Origin of the sequence: Nocardia sp. (genome assembly GCF_025465275.1) — a bacterium.
Lineage (GTDB): Bacteria > Actinomycetota > Actinomycetes > Mycobacteriales > Mycobacteriaceae > Nocardia.
Map to the genome: position 1 here is coordinate 26,690 of NZ_JAODNK010000002.1, position 21,910 is coordinate 48,599.

Annotated in this window: 23 protein-coding genes; 16 read left to right on the top strand and 7 right to left on the bottom strand. The window is 65.4% G+C overall.

Annotated features, from left to right (window positions below; all coding sequences use genetic code 11):
• Positions 1 to 26 precede the first annotated feature (26 nt).
• The 4 genes from JWN03_RS45740 to JWN03_RS00555 all read left to right on the top strand — a co-directional run bounded on the left by JWN03_RS45740 (position 27) and on the right by JWN03_RS00555 (position 2,953).
• A complete protein-coding gene (locus JWN03_RS45740) occupies positions 27 to 902 on the top strand; it encodes an SRPBCC family protein (protein WP_441342918.1) in 876 nt (291 codons plus the stop codon).
• A 77-nt stretch (positions 903 to 979) separates the two neighbouring features.
• Positions 980 to 1,852 (top strand): DUF6585 family protein, encoded by an 873-nt coding sequence (locus JWN03_RS00545; RefSeq protein ID WP_297607964.1) that lies wholly within the window; start codon positions 980 to 982, stop codon positions 1,850 to 1,852.
• 91 nt (positions 1,853 to 1,943) lie between these two features.
• A complete protein-coding gene (locus JWN03_RS00550; RefSeq protein ID WP_297607967.1) occupies positions 1,944 to 2,129 on the top strand; it encodes a hypothetical protein in 186 nt (61 codons plus the stop codon).
• A gap of 26 nt (positions 2,130 to 2,155) precedes the next feature.
• Positions 2,156 to 2,953 (top strand): aldose epimerase family protein, encoded by a 798-nt coding sequence (locus JWN03_RS00555; protein WP_297607971.1) that lies wholly within the window; start codon positions 2,156 to 2,158, stop codon positions 2,951 to 2,953.
• On the opposite strand, the gene JWN03_RS00560 is transcribed toward JWN03_RS00555, so the two are convergent.
• Positions 2,950 to 3,417, bottom strand: coding sequence for a MarR family winged helix-turn-helix transcriptional regulator (locus JWN03_RS00560; RefSeq protein WP_297607974.1), 468 nt, complete (start codon positions 3,415 to 3,417; stop codon positions 2,950 to 2,952). The genes JWN03_RS00555 and JWN03_RS00560 overlap by 4 nt on opposite strands.
• Positions 3,418 to 3,513: 96 nt before the next feature.
• Between JWN03_RS00560 and JWN03_RS00565 the strand changes: the two genes are divergently transcribed.
• Entirely contained in the window at positions 3,514 to 4,137 is a 624-nt protein-coding gene (locus JWN03_RS00565) for a GTP cyclohydrolase II (RefSeq protein WP_297607977.1), read from the top strand.
• Here JWN03_RS00565 and JWN03_RS00570 read toward each other — a convergent pair.
• From JWN03_RS00570 to JWN03_RS00580, 3 genes are read right to left on the bottom strand one after another with little or no spacing between them, the layout of a single operon-like run.
• Positions 4,124 to 5,005, bottom strand: a complete 882-nt coding sequence (locus JWN03_RS00570; protein ID WP_297607980.1) for an NAD(P)-dependent oxidoreductase — start codon at positions 5,003 to 5,005, stop codon at positions 4,124 to 4,126. The genes JWN03_RS00565 and JWN03_RS00570 overlap by 14 nt on opposite strands.
• The gene (locus tag JWN03_RS00575; protein ID WP_297607983.1) at positions 5,002 to 5,751 is read right to left on the bottom strand and encodes an SDR family oxidoreductase; all 750 of its coding nucleotides are present in this window, start codon (positions 5,749 to 5,751) and stop codon (positions 5,002 to 5,004) included. The genes JWN03_RS00570 and JWN03_RS00575 overlap by 4 nt, the downstream gene beginning before the upstream one ends.
• Positions 5,752 to 5,798: 47 nt before the next feature.
• Positions 5,799 to 7,268 carry an aldehyde dehydrogenase gene (locus tag JWN03_RS00580; RefSeq protein WP_297607986.1) on the bottom strand — a complete coding sequence of 490 codons (1,470 nt, stop codon included), beginning with the start codon at positions 7,266 to 7,268 and terminating at the stop codon, positions 5,799 to 5,801.
• Positions 7,269 to 7,498: 230 nt separating this feature from the next.
• Here JWN03_RS00580 and JWN03_RS00585 point away from each other — a divergent pair, with 230 nt between their 5' ends.
• The 5 genes from JWN03_RS00585 to JWN03_RS00605 are packed head-to-tail and all read left to right on the top strand — an operon-like array spanning position 7,499 to position 12,317.
• Entirely contained in the window at positions 7,499 to 8,848 is a 1,350-nt protein-coding gene (locus JWN03_RS00585; RefSeq protein WP_297607989.1) for a cytochrome P450, read from the top strand.
• A 47-nt stretch (positions 8,849 to 8,895) separates the two neighbouring features.
• Positions 8,896 to 10,125 carry a cytochrome P450 gene (locus JWN03_RS00590; protein WP_297608187.1) on the top strand — a complete coding sequence of 410 codons (1,230 nt, stop codon included), beginning with the start codon at positions 8,896 to 8,898 and terminating at the stop codon, positions 10,123 to 10,125.
• Between the two features lie 59 nt (positions 10,126 to 10,184).
• On the top strand, positions 10,185 to 10,712 hold the full coding sequence (locus JWN03_RS00595; RefSeq protein ID WP_297607992.1) for a MarR family winged helix-turn-helix transcriptional regulator: 528 nt from the start codon (positions 10,185 to 10,187) through the stop codon (positions 10,710 to 10,712).
• Entirely contained in the window at positions 10,709 to 11,524 is an 816-nt protein-coding gene (locus JWN03_RS00600) for an ABC transporter ATP-binding protein (RefSeq protein ID WP_297607995.1), read from the top strand. Before JWN03_RS00595 ends, JWN03_RS00600 begins: the two co-directional genes overlap by 4 nt.
• Positions 11,484 to 12,317, top strand: coding sequence for an ABC transporter permease (locus tag JWN03_RS00605; RefSeq protein WP_441342919.1), 834 nt, complete (start codon positions 11,484 to 11,486; stop codon positions 12,315 to 12,317). Before JWN03_RS00600 ends, JWN03_RS00605 begins: the two co-directional genes overlap by 41 nt.
• Positions 12,318 to 12,339: 22 nt before the next feature.
• Here the strand turns inward: JWN03_RS00605 and JWN03_RS00610 are convergent, their stop codons facing one another.
• Positions 12,340 to 13,677, bottom strand: a complete 1,338-nt coding sequence (locus tag JWN03_RS00610) for a TerD family protein (RefSeq protein WP_297607998.1) — start codon at positions 13,675 to 13,677, stop codon at positions 12,340 to 12,342.
• A 97-nt stretch (positions 13,678 to 13,774) separates the two neighbouring features.
• On the bottom strand, positions 13,775 to 14,704 hold the full coding sequence (locus JWN03_RS00615) for an alpha/beta fold hydrolase (protein ID WP_297608001.1): 930 nt from the start codon (positions 14,702 to 14,704) through the stop codon (positions 13,775 to 13,777).
• A 119-nt stretch (positions 14,705 to 14,823) separates the two neighbouring features.
• Here JWN03_RS00615 and JWN03_RS00620 point away from each other — a divergent pair, with 119 nt between their 5' ends.
• Positions 14,824 to 15,192 (top strand): ArsR/SmtB family transcription factor, encoded by a 369-nt coding sequence (locus JWN03_RS00620; protein ID WP_297608004.1) that lies wholly within the window; start codon positions 14,824 to 14,826, stop codon positions 15,190 to 15,192.
• On the opposite strand, the gene JWN03_RS00625 is transcribed toward JWN03_RS00620, so the two are convergent.
• On the bottom strand, positions 15,119 to 15,463 hold the full coding sequence (locus tag JWN03_RS00625; RefSeq protein ID WP_297608007.1) for a hypothetical protein: 345 nt from the start codon (positions 15,461 to 15,463) through the stop codon (positions 15,119 to 15,121). The genes JWN03_RS00620 and JWN03_RS00625 overlap by 74 nt on opposite strands.
• A gap of 146 nt (positions 15,464 to 15,609) precedes the next feature.
• Between JWN03_RS00625 and JWN03_RS00630 the strand changes: the two genes are divergently transcribed.
• The 5 genes from JWN03_RS00630 to JWN03_RS00650 all read left to right on the top strand — a co-directional run bounded on the left by JWN03_RS00630 (position 15,610) and on the right by JWN03_RS00650 (position 21,671).
• The gene (locus JWN03_RS00630; protein ID WP_297608010.1) at positions 15,610 to 17,109 is read left to right on the top strand and encodes an HNH endonuclease signature motif containing protein; all 1,500 of its coding nucleotides are present in this window, start codon (positions 15,610 to 15,612) and stop codon (positions 17,107 to 17,109) included.
• A 990-nt stretch (positions 17,110 to 18,099) separates the two neighbouring features.
• A complete protein-coding gene (locus JWN03_RS00635) occupies positions 18,100 to 19,518 on the top strand; it encodes a hypothetical protein (protein WP_297608013.1) in 1,419 nt (472 codons plus the stop codon).
• Positions 19,515 to 19,919: a FixH family protein gene (locus JWN03_RS00640; protein ID WP_297608015.1), complete on the top strand. Its 405-nt coding sequence runs from the start codon at positions 19,515 to 19,517 to the stop codon at positions 19,917 to 19,919. Before JWN03_RS00635 ends, JWN03_RS00640 begins: the two co-directional genes overlap by 4 nt.
• Positions 19,920 to 19,989: 70 nt before the next feature.
• Positions 19,990 to 21,114 carry a hypothetical protein gene (locus tag JWN03_RS00645; protein WP_297608018.1) on the top strand — a complete coding sequence of 375 codons (1,125 nt, stop codon included), beginning with the start codon at positions 19,990 to 19,992 and terminating at the stop codon, positions 21,112 to 21,114.
• Positions 21,111 to 21,671 (top strand): hypothetical protein, encoded by a 561-nt coding sequence (locus tag JWN03_RS00650; protein WP_297608021.1) that lies wholly within the window; start codon positions 21,111 to 21,113, stop codon positions 21,669 to 21,671. The genes JWN03_RS00645 and JWN03_RS00650 overlap by 4 nt, the downstream gene beginning before the upstream one ends.
• The last annotated feature ends 239 nt before the right edge of the window (positions 21,672 to 21,910 follow it).

Here is a 21,910-nt window from a genome sequence, read left to right on the forward strand (position 1 = left end):
CACATCCGTGGGAAGGAAAGTTCGCCATGCATGACGACGATCTGCGGAACGCTCTGCAGCGCCACTGGGCTGCATCCGACGCCAACGATTTCGCGACGGAGCACGAAATCTACCGAGCCGACGCAGTTCTCGAATATCCGCAATCAGGCGAGCGTATCCGCGGCCGGGACAATATTCAGGCATCGCGGACCGCCCAGCCGAACGCGAAACGCTTCACCGTGCGCCGCATCCTCGGCGGCGGAGCTCTGTGGATCACCGAACTCGTCATCCAGTACGACGGGCAACCCTCGTACGTCGTCAGCATCATGGAATTCGAAGGGGCCGAAGTAGTCCGCGAGGCTCAGTACTTCGGCGACGCATTCGCGCCGGGGCCATCGCGCGCTCAGTGGGCCGAACCAATGCCACATGACGGAGAAGGGCTCGCGGACAAGGACATCGAACGAATCGAAGTGTCCCGCCTGATTCCCGCCCCCGCCGATGCCATCTTCGCGGTCCTCACCGACCCGAAGGGCCACGTCGATATCGACGCGTCAGGAATGCTCCTCGATGCCGAAGGCAAAACGGTCGAACAGGCCGGTGATCGGTTCCTGGTCCACATGGACCGCGAAGCGCTCGGGGACGTACCCCTGGGCAAGTACGACGTCGAGGTCGTCATCACGAAGCTCACCCCGAACGAGGAGATCGCCTGGACCGTCGAGGGCCGGTTCCGCCCTCATGTCCGCCACGCCTACGGCTACCGCCTGGAGCCGGCCGAAAACGGCACCCTCGTCACGTCCTACTACGACTGGTCCGAGGTCGGCGAGAAGTGGCGGAACCGCATCGTCTTCCCGGTAGTCCCCGAGTCGGCCCTCAAATCCACCCTCGGAATCCTCGAGCGCACCGTCCGCCGCAGGACCACCTGAACTCTCGCCGGGATCGATTCCCTGCGTCACGCGACGGGCAACGGTAACGTCAAACGGCACGACATGAAGGAGGCGTCGTGCCCGAATCGATTGAACACGATGACTTGGAAATGCCGGATGGGGTCGAGAAGTCCGCTGCCGAAGCGCATCTCGGAAAACCTGTGGCGACCTACCCGTGGCGAATGCCGCCGATTCCCTGGCGCGGCTACTTGGCTTGGGGCGCCGTCGTACTCGTTCTCTGCGGAGCGTGGGGATATCTGGCCGGAGCCGCCGCGGGCGTGGGCTGGGCGGCATTGTGGATCCTCGTTCTGGCCATACCGCCCGTGCTTCGCCGACGGTCGCGCTTCATCGACAAGAATGCACACTTGGCGCTCTACGAGCACGGGCTCGTCGCGGTGGGCGCCGATGGGATGATCCGAATCGCGCGCTATGACAGCACGCTCGCATACCTGTACGCCGGCCAATACCAGGCTGATGCCTTCCGGCGCAAGGACGGTCGGCCGAAGGAGTACACCGGCGGCCTCACCGATATTGCGGGACAACGCTTTCCGCTCAACGGATACTTCGAGACCGACTTCTGGCAACGCGGCGGGTACACCGACCCGCAACAGTGGGCTCCAACAATCCATGACCGCATCGTCGCCGCCCGCTTCGAGGCCGCCGCGGCAGCACTCGACGCGGGCGAAACCCTCGACTTCGGCCCGATCCACATCTCCGCCACCGATATTTCCGCCAGCGGCGCTGCCGTCGCATGGCCCGCCGTCGAGGAGATCAGTGTCGACGACGGGCGGGTCGGCATAACGGTCGGCGGAGTACGGCAGACACTGAAAGGCGCAGAGCTCGTATTGATTCCGAACTACCGGCTGTTCGACGCACTCACGAACCGGTGCCGCCGACCGAAGCCGGTTGAACCGGAGACCGACAGGGCGGGCGGGCCGGAGACCGACTGAGCGGGCCGGGATTCCACCACGAACTCCCGGTTCAGCACGCGGCACAGCAGCGGAACGAACAGACCGGCGCATCGCCGAGGACGTCCAGACATTGCGGGCAACAAGCATCGCCGATGCGATCGCGGTCTTCGCGACGGTGCACCGCGTATTCGCCGTAGCGATCGCCATCGTCGAGGGCACCATCGAGGAGGCCTATCGCAATGCCCCGCGCAATGAATGGATCGTCAGCCAGGGACGCATGATCCTGCAGCTCTACCTCGAAGCCCACTGCGGCTGAGCCCGTTCGAGTCGTATGGTCGGTTAGTGACCACCGACACGAAGATCTCGCTGTCCGCTGGAGACGCCGGACTGACCATCGATCCCGAGAACGGCTGCCGTGTGACGAGCCTTCGGCTCTGGGACACCGAACTACTCCGGCAGGGGGCCAAATTCGGCATGTTTCCCATGGTGCCCTGGTGCGGCCGGATCGCATTGGGGCAGTTGCGCTCTGGCGGGGAGCGCTATCAGATGCCCATCAACAGTGCCCCGCATGCCATCCACGGGACCGGTCGCAATACCGCGTGGACCGTCGTCCGCAGCGACAAACGTTCCGCCGCATTGACTTACGACCTCGTCGAGCCCTGGCCGTTCCCCGGTCGTGTCACGCAGACGATCGAGCTGGACGAGAACTCCCTGACCCTCACCATGGGGGTCGAGGCCACCGCGGACTCGTTCCCGGCACAGGCCGGCTGGCATCCGTGGTTCCAGCGAAACCTCGCCCGCGGCAAGGATGTCGAGCTTGCCTTCGAACCCGCATGGCAGGAGGAGCGCGGTGCGGACTATCTGCCCACCGGCCGGCGCATCACCCCGCTACCGGGCCCGTGGGATGACTGCTTCGGCATGCCCGACGGCGTGGACGTCACCCTCACCTGGCCGGGTGCGGTGGAACTGCGGATCACCAGCCGGGCCGAATGGGCAGTGATCTACGACGAGCAGGCAGAAGCGGTCTGTGTGGAGGCGCAGTCCGGTCCACCGAACGGACTCAACACATTGCCGCGCCTGGTCACGCCGACAGATCCGCTGGAGATCTCCGCGACATGGACCTGGCAGCCTTTGGCTTAGCTGCCGCCGGATTCGCTCAATCGCCGGCTGATGCGCCCGAGGCCATCGGCAATCGCAGTGAGTTGCGCCGGAGTCAGCATGTCGATGAACAGCTCCCGAACGGCCGCGACATGCCCCGGCGCGGCTTGTTCGAGTTTCTCCCGGCCCACATCGGTGAGCACGGCATAGACCGCCCGCATATCGGCCGGACACGAGCGGCGGCGCACGAGACCGGCCTTCTCCAACTGGTCGATCTGATACGAGAGCTTGCTCTTCGAATTGAACATGGCCGTGGCGAGTTCGCTCATACGCAGCTCGTTCCCGGGTGCGTCATCGAGCCGGACGAGGATCTCGTACTGCGGATGCGAGAGCCCGGCATCGTGCTCGAGCTGCTGATCCAGCCGCCGATTCAGCAGGGTCGCGGTGGTGACAAAAGCGAGCCAGACCCGGCGTTCCTCGCCGTTCAGCCACCGCGAATGACCCATAGTCCCAGGTTACAGCGATCGTTCGAATTGGAATAAGCAGCTGACCACCGAGGTTCAAATTTGAACAGAACAGGTCCTCGGAACACCGGAGCAGTTATGGACACCACCACCGCAGTGGGTGCGAGTATTCGCACCCGAGTGACGATCCCGCTGACCTTCGGGGACGGGTACTCGACCGTCGCGGAGGCCGTCACCTTTGACGGCCTCGCCGACGGCAAGGAACACCTCGCCCTGGTGCTCGGCGACCAGCGGTCGGCGCGGACCCCACTGGTCCGCCTGCACTCGGAATGCCTGACCGGAGACGTCTTCGGCTCGGCGCGCTGCGATTGCGGACCTCAGCTGCGCGAGGCCGCCGAACGCATTACCGACGCCGGCGGAGTGCTGCTCTACCTGCGTCAAGAGGGCCGCGATATCGGCCTGTACAACAAGCTCGACGCCTACGCGCTGCAGGATCTGGGCCTGGACACCTACGCGGCCAATACCGCGCTCGGACTGCCCGAGGACGCCCGGGACTACACCGCCGCCGCGCAGATGCTCGCCGCACTGGGCATTACGGAAGTGGATCTGCTGACCAATAATCCGGACAAGTCACGCCAACTCGGTGCGCTCGGAGTGGGTGTGCGGACCCTCGTGCCGACGGCCGTCCACGCCACCTCGAGCAACCTGCACTACCTGCGCGCCAAGGTCGAGCACACCGGCCACACCATCAGCCTGAGCTGAGTGCGGTGTCGCCGACCCCGAGCCCGCTGCCGAGTCCGGTCCGGGCCAATTGCGCGAGGGGCAACTGAATTCCGAGCCGGTCGCCTAGTTCCAGGGCGAGACTCAGATCCTTCTCCCCGAGGTCGCGGACATGCCCGAGGATGGGGTACCAGAAGTCGGCGGGGTCGATCTGTGCCGTGGTGTCGCGCAACATGATCGCGCCCGGTCCGCCGGTAATGGCATCGGAATGCCGGACGACTTTGCCGAGCGCGGCGATATCGAGCCCGGCAGCCTCCGCCAGGCGCTGCGCCTCGGCGGCGGCGGTGAAGGCGACGAAGTGCAACAGGTTGCGCGCCAGCTTCATTCGCGTGCCCGCGCCCACCGCGCCCGCGTGCACGATCAGGTCGGAAAAGCAGCCGAACGGCGCGCGAATGCGTTCCACCGCAGCAGCACTGCCACCGACCATGACCGCGAGCGCACCTCGTGCGGCGCCGGGCGCGCCACCGCTCACCGGCGCATCGACGAACTCGACCTCGTGCTCGGCGCACACCGCCGCGAGCTGCTCCGCCGTCTCATCGCTGATCGTCGAGTGCACGGCGACAACGGTTCCCGGAGCCGCGGTACGCAGAATGCCCGCCGGGCCGGTGAGCACGTCGCGTACCTGTTCGTCATTGACGACGGTCACGCAGATCACCGCCGACTCGGCTGCCAAAGCCGCGGGATCGGTTGCCGCCCGCGCGCCCGCCTCGGTGAACGGCAGGGTCGCGGCCGAATTCACATCGCACACCGTGAGCCCGCCCGGCCAATCCAGCAGCCGTTTCGCCATGGGCGCGCCCATATTGCCCAGGCCGATGAAACCGACAGGGACACTGGAGGATTCGACGCTCATCGGATGATCTGCCCGCCGTCGACATTGAGAATATGGCCGGTGACCCAGCTCGCCTCATCGGAGAGCAGGTAGAGGCAGGCGCCCACCAGATCCTGCGGCGTACCCATCCGCTTGATCGGAAGGCGCGAGACCATATCCTTCACAATGCTTCCCGGTGTCACCGTCAAGGTGGCCTCGGTATCGATGGGCCCCGGAGCGATGGCATTCACCCGGATCTTTGAGCCACCGAGCTCGACCGCGAGTTGCTGGGTCAGGCCATTGATACCGACCTTGGCCAGACCGTAGAAGCCGGAGTACACCCACGCCGCGGTGGAGGACTGATTGACGATGGAACCGCCGCCGCCCGCGGCCATCTGCTGCCACACCGCACGCGTCACGTTCAGTGCGCCATCGAGATTCACGCCCATGAATTTCTTGTAGTAGTCCCACGGCACGGTGAGCAGCAGATCCAGCTTCATCTCGCCGTAGATGGCGGCATTGTTGACCAGGTGGTCGATGCCGCCGAACTGCGCGACGGTGAATTCCGCCAGCGCGGCGGCGGATTCGGGATCCGCGACATCGACTCGGCAGAAGGCAGCGGTGCCGCCGTCGGCCGTGATCTGCTTCGCGACTTCCTCGCCGCGCTCGACATTCAGGTCGGCGACAACAACTTTCGCACCTTCGGCGGCAAGTGCGCGGGCGTAGACCTCGCCGATGCCCTGTGCGGCGCCGGTGACAATTGCCGACCGATCGGTAAAACGGGCCATGGAAGCTCCTAAATATTGTGCGGTACAGCGTGTTTCAAAATGCTTGATCAGGCGGGAGTGGCGATCAGCTTGGTCTCCAGGTATTCCTCGAACCCGGCCACGCCCATTTCGCGGCCGATGCCGGACTGCTTGTAGCCGCCGAACGGTGCATCGGCGGCGTACCAGAGACCGCCGTTCACGCTCAGCGTCCCGGTGCGCACTCCGGCGACCACGGCACCGATCCGATCGGGGTCACTCCCCCAGACCGAACCCGAAAGGCCGTAGGGCGATTCATTGGCCAGCCGGACCGCATCGGCGTCACCGTCGTGCGGAATGATCACCAGCACCGGACCGAAGATCTCCTCCTGGGCGATGGTCGCGGTATTGGGGACATCGGCAATGAGCGTCGGCTCGACGAAGAACCCGCGTTCCTGAGCGGCGGGCCGACCGCCGCCGACCACAATGCGGCCGCCCTCGGCGCGCGCGATATCGAGATAGCGTTGGACACGGTCCCGCTGGCGTGCGGAAATCAGTGGGCCGCAGACGGTTCCGGCCTTCGCCGGGTCTCCCGGGCGAATTCCACGCAGGGTGGCGGCGGTCGCAGCAACGGCCTCGTCGTAGGAGGCACGCGGCACCAGCAGCCGGGTGGTCAAGGCGCAGCCCTGCCCGGCGTGCACGGTCACCGAGAATGCGGTGTAGCTGCACGCGGTCGCGATATCGGCGTCGTCGAGCACGATGGCTGCCGATTTGCCGCCGAGTTCGAGGAAGGTGCGCTTGAGGGTGGCGGACGCACCGGCCATGACCGATCGGCCCGTCTGTGTGGATCCGGTGAAGGTGATCATGTCGACCCGCGGATCGGCGACCAGCCGGGCGCCGAGTTCGTGATCGTCGGAGGTGACGATATTGACTGCGCCCGCCGGGATATCGGTGTGCTCGGCGATGAGCGAGCCGAGTACGGCGGCGCACCACGGGGTGTCCGGAGCGGGCTTGAGCACCACCGTATTTCCCGCCGCCAGCGCCGGGCCGAGCTTGGCCAGATTGATCTGATGCGGGAAGTTCCACGGGGTGATGGCGCCGACAACCCCGACCGCCTCGCGCTGAATCCGCCGCCGGCTGGTGATCCCCATGGTCACCCCGAGCCCGAGATCGGTGTCCCAGCCGTAGTTTTCGGCCAGATCGGCAGCGAACCCGAGATCGGTGATCGGACCTTCCAATTGCGGCCCGCTCGTCAGCATGCGCGGCGCACCCGCTTCGGCAATGGTGATCTCGCGCAGTTCGTCGAGATGATCGCGCAGGACCTCGCGCAGCTGGCGCAGGCAGTGTGCGCGGAAGGTGTGATCGCGGGACCAGTCGGTGTCGTCGAAGGCGCTGCGGGCCGCACCGATCGCGGCGTCCATATCCTCGGCCGACGCATTGGCGGCATGGCCGAGCACCTCCTCGGTGGCGGGATTGATCGTCGCGAAGACGCCGGCCCCGCCGGGGACCAATTTGCCGCCAATCAGCAGGGGCGTGCCGCCGACGGGAACAAGGCCGTTCATGGGTGGCTCCGATACATGTCTGGACAGGTGCTCGGAATATAGTTCGAAGATTCGGCCGGGCACAAGGATGGAATGCCGGTGCGCAGGTCCGGGCCTTCTCCAATCTCATAATGCCGCAATCGGATACCTGTTCACGTCCGATTCGAGTCTTGTCGCGAGACTGCAATCGTAGTACCGTCCGGACACGTGTCCGGCACGTGTCCGGGCAGCTATTCCGGGAAGGACTTCCAATGACACTGGTCAAGCCGCGACGGGTCTCGGGAGGCGAACACGAACACGGCCATCTCGAGGAGTTCCGGACCGATCCGATCGCCCTGATGCATCGTGTCCGCGCCGAATGCGGCGATGTCGGAGCCTTCGAGCTCGCGGGGCGCGATGTGATCATGCTGTCCGGCGCTCAGGCCAATGAGTTCTTCTTCCGCTCCGGCGACGAGGACCTCGACCAGAGCGCGGCCTACCCGTTCATGAAGCCGATTTTCGGCGAGGGCGTGGTGTTCGACGCCAGTCCGGAACGCCGTCGCGAAATGCTGCACAATCAGGCGCTGCGCGCGGACTACATGCGCGGGCATGCCGCCACCATCGCGCACGAGGTGGACCGGATGGCCGCCCGCCTGGACGACGAGGGCGAGATCGATCTGCTCGATTTCTTCGCCGAGCTGACCATCTACACCTCGTCCGCCTGCCTGATCGGCGTGAAGTTCCGCAATCAACTCGACGGGCGGTTCGCGCACCTCTACCACGAACTCGAGCAGGGCACCGATGCCCTCGCCTACGTGGATCCGTACGCACCGATCGACAGCTTCCGGCGACGCGACGAGGCGCGCGTCCAGCTGGTCGAACTGGTGCAGGACATCATGATTCAGCGCGAGGCCACGCCCGCCGGCAAGGACGACCGCGATATGCTCGACATCCTGATCTCGGTCAAGGATGAGCACGGCGGACCGCGATTCTCGGCCAGCGAGATCACCGGGATGTTCATCTCCATGATGTTCGCCGGGCACCACACCACCTCCGGCACCGCGGCATGGACGGTCATCGAACTGCTGCGGCATCCGGAGCTGCTGCAGACCGTCATCGCCGAATTGGACGAGCTGTACGCGGACGGCTCCGACGTCAGTCACAATGCGCTGCGCCAGATTCCGAATCTGGAGGCGACGCTGAAGGAGACGCTGCGGCTGCATCCGCCGCTCATCATTCTGATGCGGGTGGCGCGCGACGAGTTCGAGGTGTGCGGAAACCGGATTGCCCCGGGCGATCTCGTGGCCGCGACCCCGGCCATCTCCAATCGGATTCCGGAGGACTTCCCGAATCCCGATGCCTTCGATCCGGACCGCTACCTGGATCCGCGCCAGGAGGACATTCTCAACCGCTGGACCTGGATTCCCTTCGGCGCCGGACGGCATCGCTGCGTCGGGGCCGCGTTCGCGCTCATGCAGCTGAAGGCGATCTTCTCGATTCTGCTGCGGGACTGGGAATTCGAGATGGTGCAGCCGTCGGATACCTACCGCAATGATCATTCCAAGATGGTGGTGCAGCTGCAGCAGCCGTGCCGTGTCCGCTACCGCCGCCGCCAGCGGTGACTCCGGACCACAACGACGTGACTTTCCAGGAGGCAGCTGTGCCGTCCATGCCCGCCGGATTCGACTTCACCAATCCGGCACTGTGGGAAACCCGTAATCCGGTAACGGAATTCGCTGAATTACGCCGCACGGCCCCGGTGTGGTGGAACGCGCAATCGGACGAGACCTCCGGCGGCTTCCGCGACGGCGGTTACTGGGTGGTGAGCAAGCTCGAGGACATCAAGGAGATCTCCCGCAAACCGGAGCTCTTCTCCTCACAGCAGAAGGGCTCCATCATCCGGCTGCCCGGCGAGGTCACGCCCGAGCAGATCGAACTCACCGGCGCCCTGCTGGTGAATATGGATCCGCCCAAGCACACCAAGACCCGCCGCATCATCTCGAAAGGCTTCAGCCCCCGCGCGATCGAGGGGCTGCGCGCGGCGCTGACGGAGCGCGCGGCGGCCGTCGTGCACGCCGCCAAACAGCAGGGCAGCGGCGATTTTGTCGAACAGGTGGCCTGCGAGCTGCCGCTGCAGGCCATAGCGGAACTGATCGGCGTGCCGCAGGCCGATCGCCGCAAGCTCTTCGACTGGTCCAATCAGATGCTCAACTATGACGACCCGGAATTCGGTGATGCGACGACCACCGATTCCTCAACCAATGCCTCGGTCGAAATCCTCGGCTACGCCTGGAATTTGGCGGAGCAGCGGCGCGCCTGCCCGGTGGATGACATCGTCTCGCAGTTGGTGACCGCCGATCTCGACGGTGAGGCGCTGGGCTCGGACGAGTTCGGCTTCTTCGTCATTCTGCTCGCGGTCGCCGGTAACGAGACCACTCGCAATGCCATCACCCACGGCATGAAGGCGTTCATCGACAATCCGGAGCAGTGGGAGCGCTACAAGCGGCAGCGCCCGCGCACCGCACCCGACGAGATCGTGCGCTGGGCTACGCCGGTCACCGCCTTCCAGCGCACGGCGACCGCGGATACCGAGGTCGGCGGACAGCTCATCCGCAAGGGTGATCGGGTCGGATTGTTCTACAGCTCAGCCAATTTCGACGAGGAGGCCTTCGAGGACCCGTTCACCTTCGACGTGTTCCGCGAGGTCAATCCGCACGTCGGATTCGGCGGCACCGGTACGCACTACTGTGTCGGCGCGAATCTGGCTCGGCTGGAGATCGACCTGATGTTCAATGCCATCGCCGACGTCATGCCCGACCTGTCCCAGGTATCCGAGCCGGAGCGGCTGCGGTCGGGCTGGATCAATGGGATCAAACGCTGGCAGGTCCGGTACGAGTAGCCGCCCTTCGACCATGAGCCGCCTGGACAATACCTCTGAAGCAGAGGTATTGTCGGGTTATGCCAGCTCCTTCCCCTGATGCCGAACCAGGCCTCCGCCCGGTCCAGCACGACGGTGTCGAGCCCGCACAGATGTTCTCCCTGCTGTTCGGCGCGATGGGCCGCCTGCGCCGGCAGCTCGGCAGGATCGCCGGGCGGTCGTTCGACGGGCCCGACCTCTCCGCCGCACAGGCGGAATTCCTGCGCCTGGTCGGCCGCCAGCCCGGCGTTTCCGTGAAGGCTGCGGCGGCCGAACTGGGTTTGGCCGCCAATAGCGTGTCCACCTTTGTCACCGCCCTGGTCAAGGCCGGACTTGTGGTGCGCGAACCCGATCTGCTCGATCGCCGGATGATGCGCCTGTCACTGACCGCCGATGCCCAGCAGCTCGCCGACAGCACCCGGCTGCGCAGGCAGGAACTGGTCTCGTGGGCCGTCGATCAATTGACCGCCGACCAGCGCGCCGATCTGCGACGCGGCCTGGATGTCATAACCACGCTGACCGATCTGCTCCATGAGCACGAGCAGCGGGAGAAGGGCGAAACTCGATGAATCCATCGCCACCTGCCGTCGAATGCCGCGATCTCACGCACCGCTACGGCGCGAATACCGTGGTCGACAGCCTGAACCTGACCATCGACCGGGGCGAGATCTTCGGCCTGCTCGGTCCCAACGGCGCGGGCAAGTCCACCACGATCCGGCTCATCAATACGCTGATTCCGGTGCAGCACGGCACCGTTCGGGTGCTCGGACTCGATGTCACCAAACAGGCCACCGATGTCCGCTACAACCTCGGCTATGTGCCGCAACAACTCTCGATCGAGGCCGGACTCACCGCCCGGCAGAACGTGACCTGGTTCGCGCGACTGTTCGATGTGCCGCGCCGCGAACGCACGGAACGGGTCGATGAGGCGCTCGAGGCAATGCATCTGCTCGATGTCGCCGAACAGATGGCAGGCACCTTCTCCGGCGGCATGATTCGCCGTCTCGAGCTGGCGCAGGCGCTGGTGAACCGGCCCGCGATTCTGGTGCTCGACGAGCCGACCGTGGGCCTGGATCCGATCGCCCGCGACAGCGTGTGGGAGCGGGTCGCGGAAATGCGGCGGGCCTACGGCATGACGGTGCTGCTCACCACGCACTACATGATCGAGGCCGATGAACTGTGCGACCGAGTTGCCTTGCTGCACAAGGGTGTACTGCGAGCCGTCGGCTCACCGACCGCGCTGAAGAACGAGATCGGCCCCGCCGCGACTCTCGAAGATGTGTTCCGGCACTACGCCGGCGAAAGTCTCGACGACGACAAGACGGAAGCGGGGATGCGCAGTGTCCGAACTACTCGCCGTTCAGCCCAACGAATGGGCTGAACCCACCCGAGCCCCACAGGGCTGGGCCCGCATTCCCGCGCTGATCTCTCGCATCGGGACCTTCGCCCTGGTCGAGATTCAGAAGCTGCGGCACGATCAGACCGAAATCCTCACCAGGGCAGTACAACCCGTGCTCTGGATGGTGATATTCGGTTCCACCTTCTCGCGGCTGCGCTCGATTCCGACCGGCAAGGTGCCGTATCTGGATTTCCTGGCGCCCGGCATCATTGCGCAGTCTGCACTGTTCATTTCGATCTTCTACGGCATTCAGATCATCTGGGATCGTGACGCCGGCATCCTCAATAAGCTGCTGGTGACTCCGACGCCGCGGTCCGCGCTGATCGCCGGAAAGTGCTTCGCCGCGGGTGTGCGCGCCATTGCGCAGATTGTCGTGGTTGTCATCGTCTCGCTGCTCATGGGTGTCGGGATGACGATGAACCCGCTGCGGATCGCGGCGACCATACCGGCGGTGTTCCTCGGCACGGCGTTCTTCGCCTGCCTGTCGATGACCATCGCGGGGATCGTGCAGGCCCGGGACCGGCTGATGGGCATCGGCCAAGCCATCACGATGCCACTGTTTTTCGCGTCCAATGCGCTCTATCCGATCGATCTGATGCCCGGGTGGCTTCAGGTGATCAGTCGCATCAATCCACTCAGTTATGAAGTCGACGCACTCCGCGGCCTACTGGTAGGCACCCCCGCCAATCTGTGGCTCGACTTCCTGGTCCTCACCGGTGCGGCCATCCTCGGCGTCATCTCGGCATCGTCCTTGCTCGGCCGATTGGTCCGCTAGGTACGGGCAAGTTCCGCAGCGCTCAGTCGACTACCCACCGGCCCAGCTGCGGCACCGCCTCGCCCGGATGTTTGGCCTGGAAGCCGTCGCCGAGCGCCTGCATCTTCCAATCGCCGTCGGCCCGGTACAGCTTGGCCATGGCCAAGGCGGTGAAAGCCATACCGCCGGAGAGCGTGAAGCGCGCCAGCTCGGTGCCGGTGGTGCCATCCACCAAGCGGCAGAAGGCATTCCGCACCTGTTCGAAGGTGTGCCCCTGGTAGGACGTCACGACGAACAGCAGCGTGTCGACGCGCGGCGATACCCGGGTGAGGTCGACCTGGATCACCTCGTCGTCACCCTGGCCGCCGCCGACCAGATTGTCGCCCTGGTGCCGGATCGAGCCGTCCTTGGAAGTCAGCTGCCCGTAGTAGGCGACATCAACAAGATTGCGGCCCGCGAACATGGCGACCCAGGCGTCGAGATCGATATCGACGGCACGGCTGCCGAAGAAGCCCTTCTTGACCGGATCCCAGCCCAAACCCATTCGCACAGCGGTCAATGCGACGCCGCCGTCCTTGCGGAGGGTGACACGCTGCCCCTTCGCCAGGCTGACCGGACGGTCCTTGGACAGGCTGACCTCGCCCGAGGAGTGCGGGGCCGGGGGTGGAGGCGGGGTTGCCCAAGATTGAGGGGCGGGCGGAGCAGCGGGATAGGAGGCTGCCGGCGGGGCGATCGGCGGCCGCGAGGGGACAAAAGGCGGCGGGGGCGGAGCAACGGGGGACTGTGTCGGGGCAACGGGCGACTGGGGCGGAGCAGCGGGCGGCAGCGGTGCGGGCGGAGGCTGCGTGGGATACGGCGACGCGGCGGGCATGCTCGTGCGCGGCGCATCGTCCACTGACACACCATGATCGGTGACCAGCGCCGCGAATCCGCCCGCATACCCCTGCCCGACCGCACGCACCTTCCAGCTGCCCTGACGGCGGTACAACTCGACGGCGACCACAATCGACTCAGCGCTCAAATCAGCGATCTGATACTCGTACAACCGATTCCCGGCCGCATCCGAGACGATCGCGGTCGGCGGAGCGATCTGCCCGAAATTGCTACCCGCATTCTCGAGGGTGATCACCGCTCGAATCTGCGCGATCTCGGCGGGGACCTGCACGAACGACACCGCCACGGAAGGCGGTTGCCCGGGTTGCAACCGCACCCCCGGACCCGAAGGCTGGTTGTAGAACACGAAATCCGCGTCCGAACGCACCTTGCCCTGCTCGGTCACCAGCAGTGCGGACAACTCCGCAGGCGCCGCGACCTGTACGGATACCACGACATCATGGGCAGTCAGCGCCGCGTTCTGCCCCTTCACCAGTGTCGCCACCACACGCACCCCTCGAGTCGGTAATCCTCCCCCGCCACTCTACGACCGGGCACCGTCGCCGACATGCTTCCCGGGTATCGCGATTGTCGGCTGTGCGAATTCAGCCGAGGAAGCCGACGAGGGCGTCGACAACCGCCTGCGGCTGCTCTTCCGGGATGTAGTGACCACACTCGGCCACTTCGACCACGCGGACATCACTCCCCTTGGCGGGCATCAGGTTTCGCAGGTACTCGTAGTTGCTTCGATCCCCGCCCAGCGCCAGAATCGGCGCGGCGACCTTGCCGTAGGCGCGTTCATCGAGGATGTCCTGATTGAAGGTGCGGTACCAGGCATTACCTGCTCGGATGGCATCCGGCGTCGAGTACGCCTCGGCGTACACGCAGCGCGAGAACTCGTCGATGCTACCCGGATCAGCGGCCTGCCGACCGAACAACCAGTCCACCAGTAGCCGAATCCTGCCCTCCAGCAATAGCTCCGGCAGCTCCGCGACCTGGTTGAAGGCGAACCACCACAGATATGAACGGGCGCCGGACTCGATAACCGAGTCGGCATGCTGGTCGGGCTCGGGCAGCAATCCGAAATCCGACCAACCGCCGTCGGGATGCGGCACATCGAGCAGGCTGATCTTGTCGGTGGCTTCGGGATAGTTCGCCGCATAGGAGTAGGCGACCATCGCGCCGATATCGTGCCCGGCAATGCTGACCGATTCCAGGCCCAATTGCTCGACGAGTTCAAGGATATCGCCGGCCATCGTCTTCTTGTCGTACCCGTCGGAAGGCTTGCCGGACCCGCCCATCCCGCGCAGGTCCACCGCGATCACCCGGTACCGCTCGGCCAGGGCAGGCATCACCTTGTGCCACTGCCACCAGGTCTGCGGCCAGCCGCCCAGCAGGAGTAGCGGCCGCCCGATCCCGCCCTCGACATAGTGCAACCGCGTTCCGTTGACGTCTGCGTATCGGCTGACGAACTCGCCTTCCAGTGAGTCGGCCAGCGCCGCGTCGGACAGGGCTTCGGTCGTGGTGGTGTTCATACGTCCCTCGCTATATCGCCGAGTAGTACGAACATCTCGTACTATTACTGTACGAGATGTTCGTACAGTGAGCGAGTCCCGTCAAGTGTCAGTACGAAATACCCGTACAGTGAGGATCCGTGGACGACCTACCCCACCCCGCGACCGACGAGATCCAACTCGTCAATGTGTTCGCCGCCCTCGGCCACCCGGTCCGCCTCGAAATCATCCGAGCCCTGACCTCCGGCGAGGAGCGCTTCTGCGGCGAAATCCTGCCCGACGAGCCGAAATCCAGCATGACCCACCACTGGCGCGCCCTCCGCGAAAGCGGCCTCATCCATCAGCGCCGCGAAGGCCGGAAGTTCTACCTGACGCTCCGCCGCGACGACCTCGAATCCCGGTTTCCGGGGTTGATCGACATCGCCCTCGCCGACGTCACGTCGACGAGATCGGGTTCGCCTGCGCCACAAGTTGTTCGAAAGCGTCCAGCACCTCGACGTACGCAGTAGGCACGTCGATGCGCATCACCGTTTCGGAGCCGTCCTCGGTGAAGGCGAAGGTGAAGAACGAGCAGCAGCCGCTCTCTCGTGCGGCCAAGTCCCGGGCGGTGGAATCGGCGCCGGCAGCTAGTGCGAGATCCAGTCTGGTTGGTGCCGTACGTGTGGCTGCTTGGACTGACTCGGCAAAGAAGGTCGCGAACTCGGCTACGCGGAACGGCTGCTCTGCCGTCGGCAAGGTGCACGAGTCCGGCACCCAGCCCGCAGGTTCGATATCGATCATGGATCCACGGTATGCCTGCGTGAAGGGGTCCAGGGGTTCAAAGAACAAGAACGCGAAAGAGTCTGGACGGTCCGCCAGTCTGAATATCCTTATATCACAACGTCTTTCGCCTTTCCGGGTCAGTTCTGTGGCGGTAGAATAGAAACATGAATCCGGGGGGAGAAACCACAATCGTATCGAGTGCACACGCACTCGATACCGCGGTCGAATCACTCCTGGACGCCTCCCTCACGCCACTGCTCGACGACGAATTCATCGCAGTGATGCGGGACGTCGAGACCAGCATGCGGAAGCTCGAAGCGGTCAAGCACCGCTTCGTCACCGAAACCAGCACCCGATCTTTGGCGGCGCGCGCCGGATCGGCGTCGCCAGTGAAGTTCCTGGAACAGACCCTGCGGTTGAGCCACGCGGACGCGGCCTCCCGGGTGAACGCGGCGAAGCAGTTGAGCCCGCAACCCGCCCTCGGTGGGGAACTGGACCCGGAACTGGCGTATGTCGCCGAAGCTCAACGCGACGGGGACATTTCGGTCGATCATGTACGCAGGATCGCGCAGATCATCAAGCGGATCCCGTGCGCGATCGATCCGGGTCAGAGGGAACTGGCCGAGGAAGTGCTGACCACCTACGCGCGGACCGGGAGCCCGGACAAGCTGCTCGATCTCGGAGAGACCATCCTGGCGCACATCGACCCGGACGGCACCCTCACCCAGGACACCGACCGCGAACGCATGCGCGGGCTCACCCTCGGACGCAAACGCGCCGACGGCATGTCGGCACTGAACGGAGAACTCACCGCGCCACTGCGGGAAGTGCTCGAGCCGTTGTTCGCCAAGTTCGCCCGCCCCGGCATGTGCAACCCCGAGGACCCGGACAGCCCGAAGGTCGCCGACCGGACCCTCAACCTGAAGAAGCTGCAAGCGGCGGCCGAGCGTGACACCCGTAGTGTGGCGCAACGCAATCATGATGCGCTGCTGGCAGTGCTGCGTTTCGAGATCGACCGCAAAAAGCTCGGCTCGCACCGGGGGTTGCCGGTCGAGGCGATCATCACCATGCGCTTGGAAGACGTCGAACGCGGCACCGGGATCGCCACGACCGCTACCGGTGGCACCTTGTCCATCCCGGAAGCCCTCGCGCTCGCGGCCGGAACCCGCCCGCTGCTCGCGGTGCTCAATAGGGCGGGGATGCCGTTGTATCTGGGTCGGGGTCGGCACCGGTTGGCCAGCCCTGCACAGCGACTGGCGTTGATCGCCTCGGAGAAGGGGTGCACCCGACCCGGGTGCAGTGCCCCGGCGTCGGTGTCGGCGGTACACCATGTCACCGAATGGGCGAACGACGGGCGCACCGATATCGACAACCTCACCCTCGCCTGCGACGGCTGCCACGCCATGATCCACGACGGGCCCGGCGGCTGGAAAACCGTTGTGATGGGGGACGATTCGCCTTACCCGGGCCGGATCGGGTGGATCGCCCCGACGCATATCGATCCGACCGGGACCCCGCAGGTCAATCACCTGCACCACACCGATGAGCTGATGGCCGACACCATCACCACGATCCGGGCGCGCGACCGATCGCAGCGTGAGCAGCGGCAAGCGTGGCTCGATGCCCGCAAAACCACCCGCTCCTCGACCCCCACCCGCCAATAGCGGGTCCACCCCCTGTAGACACCGTCAGGCTGGTCCTGACGGTGCTACAAGGCGTTGCCCACCGAGGTTTTCGTGGCCGTCGACACCGATCAACCAGATCCGAGCCCAGCCCCAGGCCCAGCGACCACAACGGCAGGCGTGCCTCGATGCCCGCAAACCGACCACACCTCGACCCCGACCCCGACCCGCGAATAGCGAGTCCCACCCCTGTAGACACCGTCAGGTTGATCCTGGCGGTGCCACAGGCCGTTGCCCGACTTGGTGTTTCAGGTCTTGGTCTTTGAATCTTTGTCTTTTCGTGTTGTATCTCTGAAACCGGACCACAGCCGGTCTTCCGGCTGGTACCGCAGGTCAGCTCCTGACCGCGGAAGGTAAATCGGGTACCCCACCCGACGCCACCAGCACGGCCATCTCGAGCCTTGCTCGCACCCGGAACCCCGACACCTTCTTTCGACGCAAGGAACCCAGGTGCACCGGCTTCTCGCGGCCTCGAAACCACCCCGAAGCGGGCACCACACAGCACTTCTCCCGGACCGCACAGCCCGTATCCGCACCGTACAGACCCGATAACCGTTGTGCCGCCGAGACACCCGCTGTGCGATCCCCGACGCCCGACGGGTTCTATGCCGAAACGGTCGGTGCACCGGGGTTTCTTGCATCCCGAGCGGTTTTGCGCCCCCGGGTGCGAGCAGAGCTCGAGATGGCCGTGCTGGGCACGTCGGGAGAGGTATCCGATCCTTCCGCAGTTGGGAGAGATTACCTGCGGTACCAGCACGGTCGACCGGCTGTGGTCCGGTTCTCGAGAACAAGACCCCAAAGACAAAGACTTGCTTTCGCTCTTATGGGGGTCTTCCCTGAGTTGCGTGTGCCGGTCTTTCGGTAACTTCGGAATGGTGCAGCAGCCGCCGACAACTCGTGCCTTGACCAGATTCGGACTCCCGGGCCATCGATGTGCGATGCGGGTGTCCGCAGTGAGCAGCTACGCCTGAGATGCGCTGGCTCCGGATTGCGGTAGTGGTGCTCGGCGGTTGGCTGTGCATGATCGGGCTCGTCGGCGGGGCGGTGGCGCACGCCGATGGCGGGGTGGCTGGAAGCGATCTCATGGTGGCTCAGTCGCTGGGCGACCGAGAGTTGACGGTTGTCATCCGGCGAGCGGAACCGGTGCCGGGGCCGCTGCGGGTGGACATCATTACGCATACCGGTTCTGCGGCAGGCACTCTCGCGCTGGGTGTCACGCCTTCGGATCGAGGCGGGGACGGGTCATCCGGCAACGTTGTTCTGGGCGATCGGGCCGGTGTCTATTCGGCGACGCTGCACGTGGACCATGCGGGGCCGTGGGAGCTGGTGGTCGGGGATGGCGATCAGGTGGCGCATATACCGTTTCTGGTGGCGGCTACGGTCGTAACACCGTGGGAGCGAGCGGCTTACGGCGGATTCTTCGGGGCCGGTGTGCTGCTGCTCGTTTCGATCGGCACGGCGATGGTGTCCAAGCGCGGGTGGCCGACGCTATTGCCCGCGGGCGCGATGATTGCGGCGCTGGCGGTCGGCATTACCGGGGCGACGCTGTCCGCGAGTGCGCCGCTGCCGCGACCGGCGGGCAGTCTGCTCGATCCCACCTCGGATTCGATCGGCGATCCATATCCGGAGCGGCAGTTGCCGATGACGACGAATTACTCACGGCCGCCGGTGAATCTGACCTTGACCACGCGTGGGGTGGCGGAGACGAGTCATCCCACCGAGCTGATCCTGTCGCTCACCGATGCGGCCACCGGGCGGCCCGTGGACGATCTGCTGGTCAATGATGACGCCCTACTGCACCTGATGATCGTCGGCCCGAACGGCAGTTTCTGGCATCGGCACCCGATTCGTACCGGACCGGGTGAGTATCGGATTCGCCTCACTCTCAACCAGTCCGGCGATTACGGGGTTGCGGCGGAGATCGCACGCCGCGGTGGCGGAGTGCAGCTACTGCGGTCCGCGCTGCATGTTTCCGGCGACTCCACCCCGGTCTCCGCTCCCACTCCCGCCGGGGCCGAGTTCGTGCCCACCGCGCTGGTTGCGGGCGAACCCGGCACGCTCACTACACATTTCGGCGGATCCTTGGATCTGCAACCCTGGCTCGGCATGGTCGGTCATCTCATTGCCGTCGGCCCACTGCCCGATGGGATACCCACCGGCTCGGCCGCCGCAGCCGCTCCGATCTGGGCGCATGCGCACGCCATGGCACCGATGCTCGCCCCCGGCGCGCAATTGCCGGACGAGACTGTCGCCGCGTACGGCCCGGATGTCTCGTTCACCTTCACTTTCCCACTGCCTGGCCGATATCTGGTCTGGGCGCAGGCCGAACGTGGATATTCCGTGCTGACCGTGCCCACTACGGTCGATGTCCGGGCGAAGGAGCCACAATGACCACTCGCAGGGGATTGCTGTTGGTCGCCGCCGCAGTGATCGTGGCGCTGGCGACCTGGTGGCTGTGGCCGAGCGATTCCGCACCGGCGCAGCGGATGACCGCCGGGCCGTACCGCGTCCAGCTGACCGTCAGCGACGGCTCGGCGCATACCGGCGATAATTCGGCCGAGCTGGAGATCACCGATCAGCAAGGCAAACCCGCTGCACCGGACCGGGTTTCGGTACAGCCCGCCATGCCGCAGATGGGCCATGCGGTGCCACCGGCCACCGCCGCCACCGTCACACCCGGCCACTACCGCGCCACCGTGAATCTGCCGATGCCGGGGCAGTGGGAGATCACGGTGGACCTGTCCGGCCCGCAGGGCACCGGGCGGGCCACCTTTTCGGTCCGAACCAACTGAGCCGTCGAACAACTGAGCCGTCCGAACCACTTGAACCGTCCGAGCCAACTGACCCGATCAGGAGCAGCACATGGACCTCACCGCATCCGGGCGCGGGATAACCACCTCGGTGGCCTCCCCCGCCACCTCCCTCCGCCCCTGGCTACCCGCGTCGATCCTGTTCGCCGCCACCATGACCTGGGCGGTCGGCGCCACCTGGGATATCCAGTGGCACAGCGACGTCGGCCCGGACACCTTCTTCACCCTGCCGCACCTGTTCATCTACGCCAGCGCGGCCATGGCCGGATTCACCAGTCTCGCAGTCATTCTTACTACCACGGCGGCGGGGCGCGCGGGCAGGAGCGTCGACGCGACCCTCGGCGGACCGGGCATCGGCGTCTTCGGCCGGACCTTCACCGCACCGCTCGGCTATCTGGTGACAAGCCTGGGCGCGGCGTCCTTCCTGTTGTACGGACTGTGGGATCTGTGGTGGCACAGCCTGTACGGCTTCGACGCGATCATCGATTCACCGCCGCACATCGGACTCTTCCTGTCCAGCACCGTCACCTCGGTGGGCACGGTCATCGTCTTCGCCGCAGCGCGCGAACAGCGGTGGGGGCAACTCGGTGCGCTCGTGTGCCTCGGGAATCTGCTGGTCTCCAGCACGATCACCGCGCTGGCCGTGCAGCGGCTCAGCGGCGGCACGATTCGATGGACCGTCGTGGTGACCGCATTCATGGCGCTGATTCTGCTGGTCACCGGCGCCTCGTTCCGCAAGGGCGGCGCGACGATCACCGCCCTCGCGGCGGCCGCCATGCAGGGCTTGTTCTGGTGGTTCGCGCCGTGGGCCGCACGGGCCTACGCGGATTTCGTGGGACTGCCTATGCGCGAGCATATTCGGGGAATTCCGGCGACCCCGGCATTGATTCCGCTGTGCCTGATCCCGGTGGGCATTGTCGTCGATCTGCTGTTGCGTCGTACCGGGCGCACCATCCGGCTGCTTCCGGTGCTGGCCGGCGCGCTCAGCGGCGCCATTGTCGCACTGTGCGCGCCCTGGCAGAACATCCTCATCTACGGCGGTTCCCTGCCCGTGACCGCGACCATTATCGGCACCACCGTCTTCGGCGCGATCTTCGGCGCCATCGCCGGTTTCCTCGGCCAGGGTTTCGGCGACATGCTGCGCCTCGCCGCCCCGACCATCGGAGCCCGCGCATGATCGCCCGACTGTTGTCCACCGCCGCAACACTTTTCGCCGTCCTGGGACTGCTGGCGACCGCTACCGGGACCGCCGCCGCCTATCAGCCGGTCGATATCGTGCACAGCGAGCACGTCCAAGCGGGTCCGTACAGCCTCACCATCGGATTCAGCCAGTGGCCGCTGCGGGCATTGCAATCACTGGATTTCACCTTCGATCCGGAAGGCGGCATCGCCGATAAGTCAGGCACCCTGACCACGATCCGGCCCAACGGCCAAATCAGCAAATCCCAGCCCCTCTCCCGCCACCCTCGTAAACACGAGGTCTGGGGTCTGGACGTCAGATCGCTTGATCAACAGGGCAATTGGACCTTTCGCTTCACCATCGACGGCCCGCAGGGCCAAGGTGTCGGCGAACTCCGTGACCTCACGGTCCTGCAGCAACCCGGTCCCCCGCTGTCCATCAGCTGGGCCGTGAGTTCCCTCCCGCTCCTGGGCCTGATCATCTTCCTGACCTACGCCTGGCGCCGCACCCGCCGCACAACAGCCGACAAGCGCGAATTGGTCGGTACCACCTGAGCATGAGGGCGGGGGTCGATTTGGTTGTCACTCAACGACTTCGACCACCGCTCGCATTGTCGCGTGTAATGATGGCCGATATGCCGCTCTACGTGCACGAGGCAGGCGATCGGGGAGCTCCCGCCGTGATTCTGCGCTGCCGCATTCACCTCAGGTCTGGCGCGGCTGGTGCCTGGGGTCGGACATGCCTGGAACGGCGAGCAGCCCGAACTCTTCACCGCCCTGATCCGCGCCCGCGT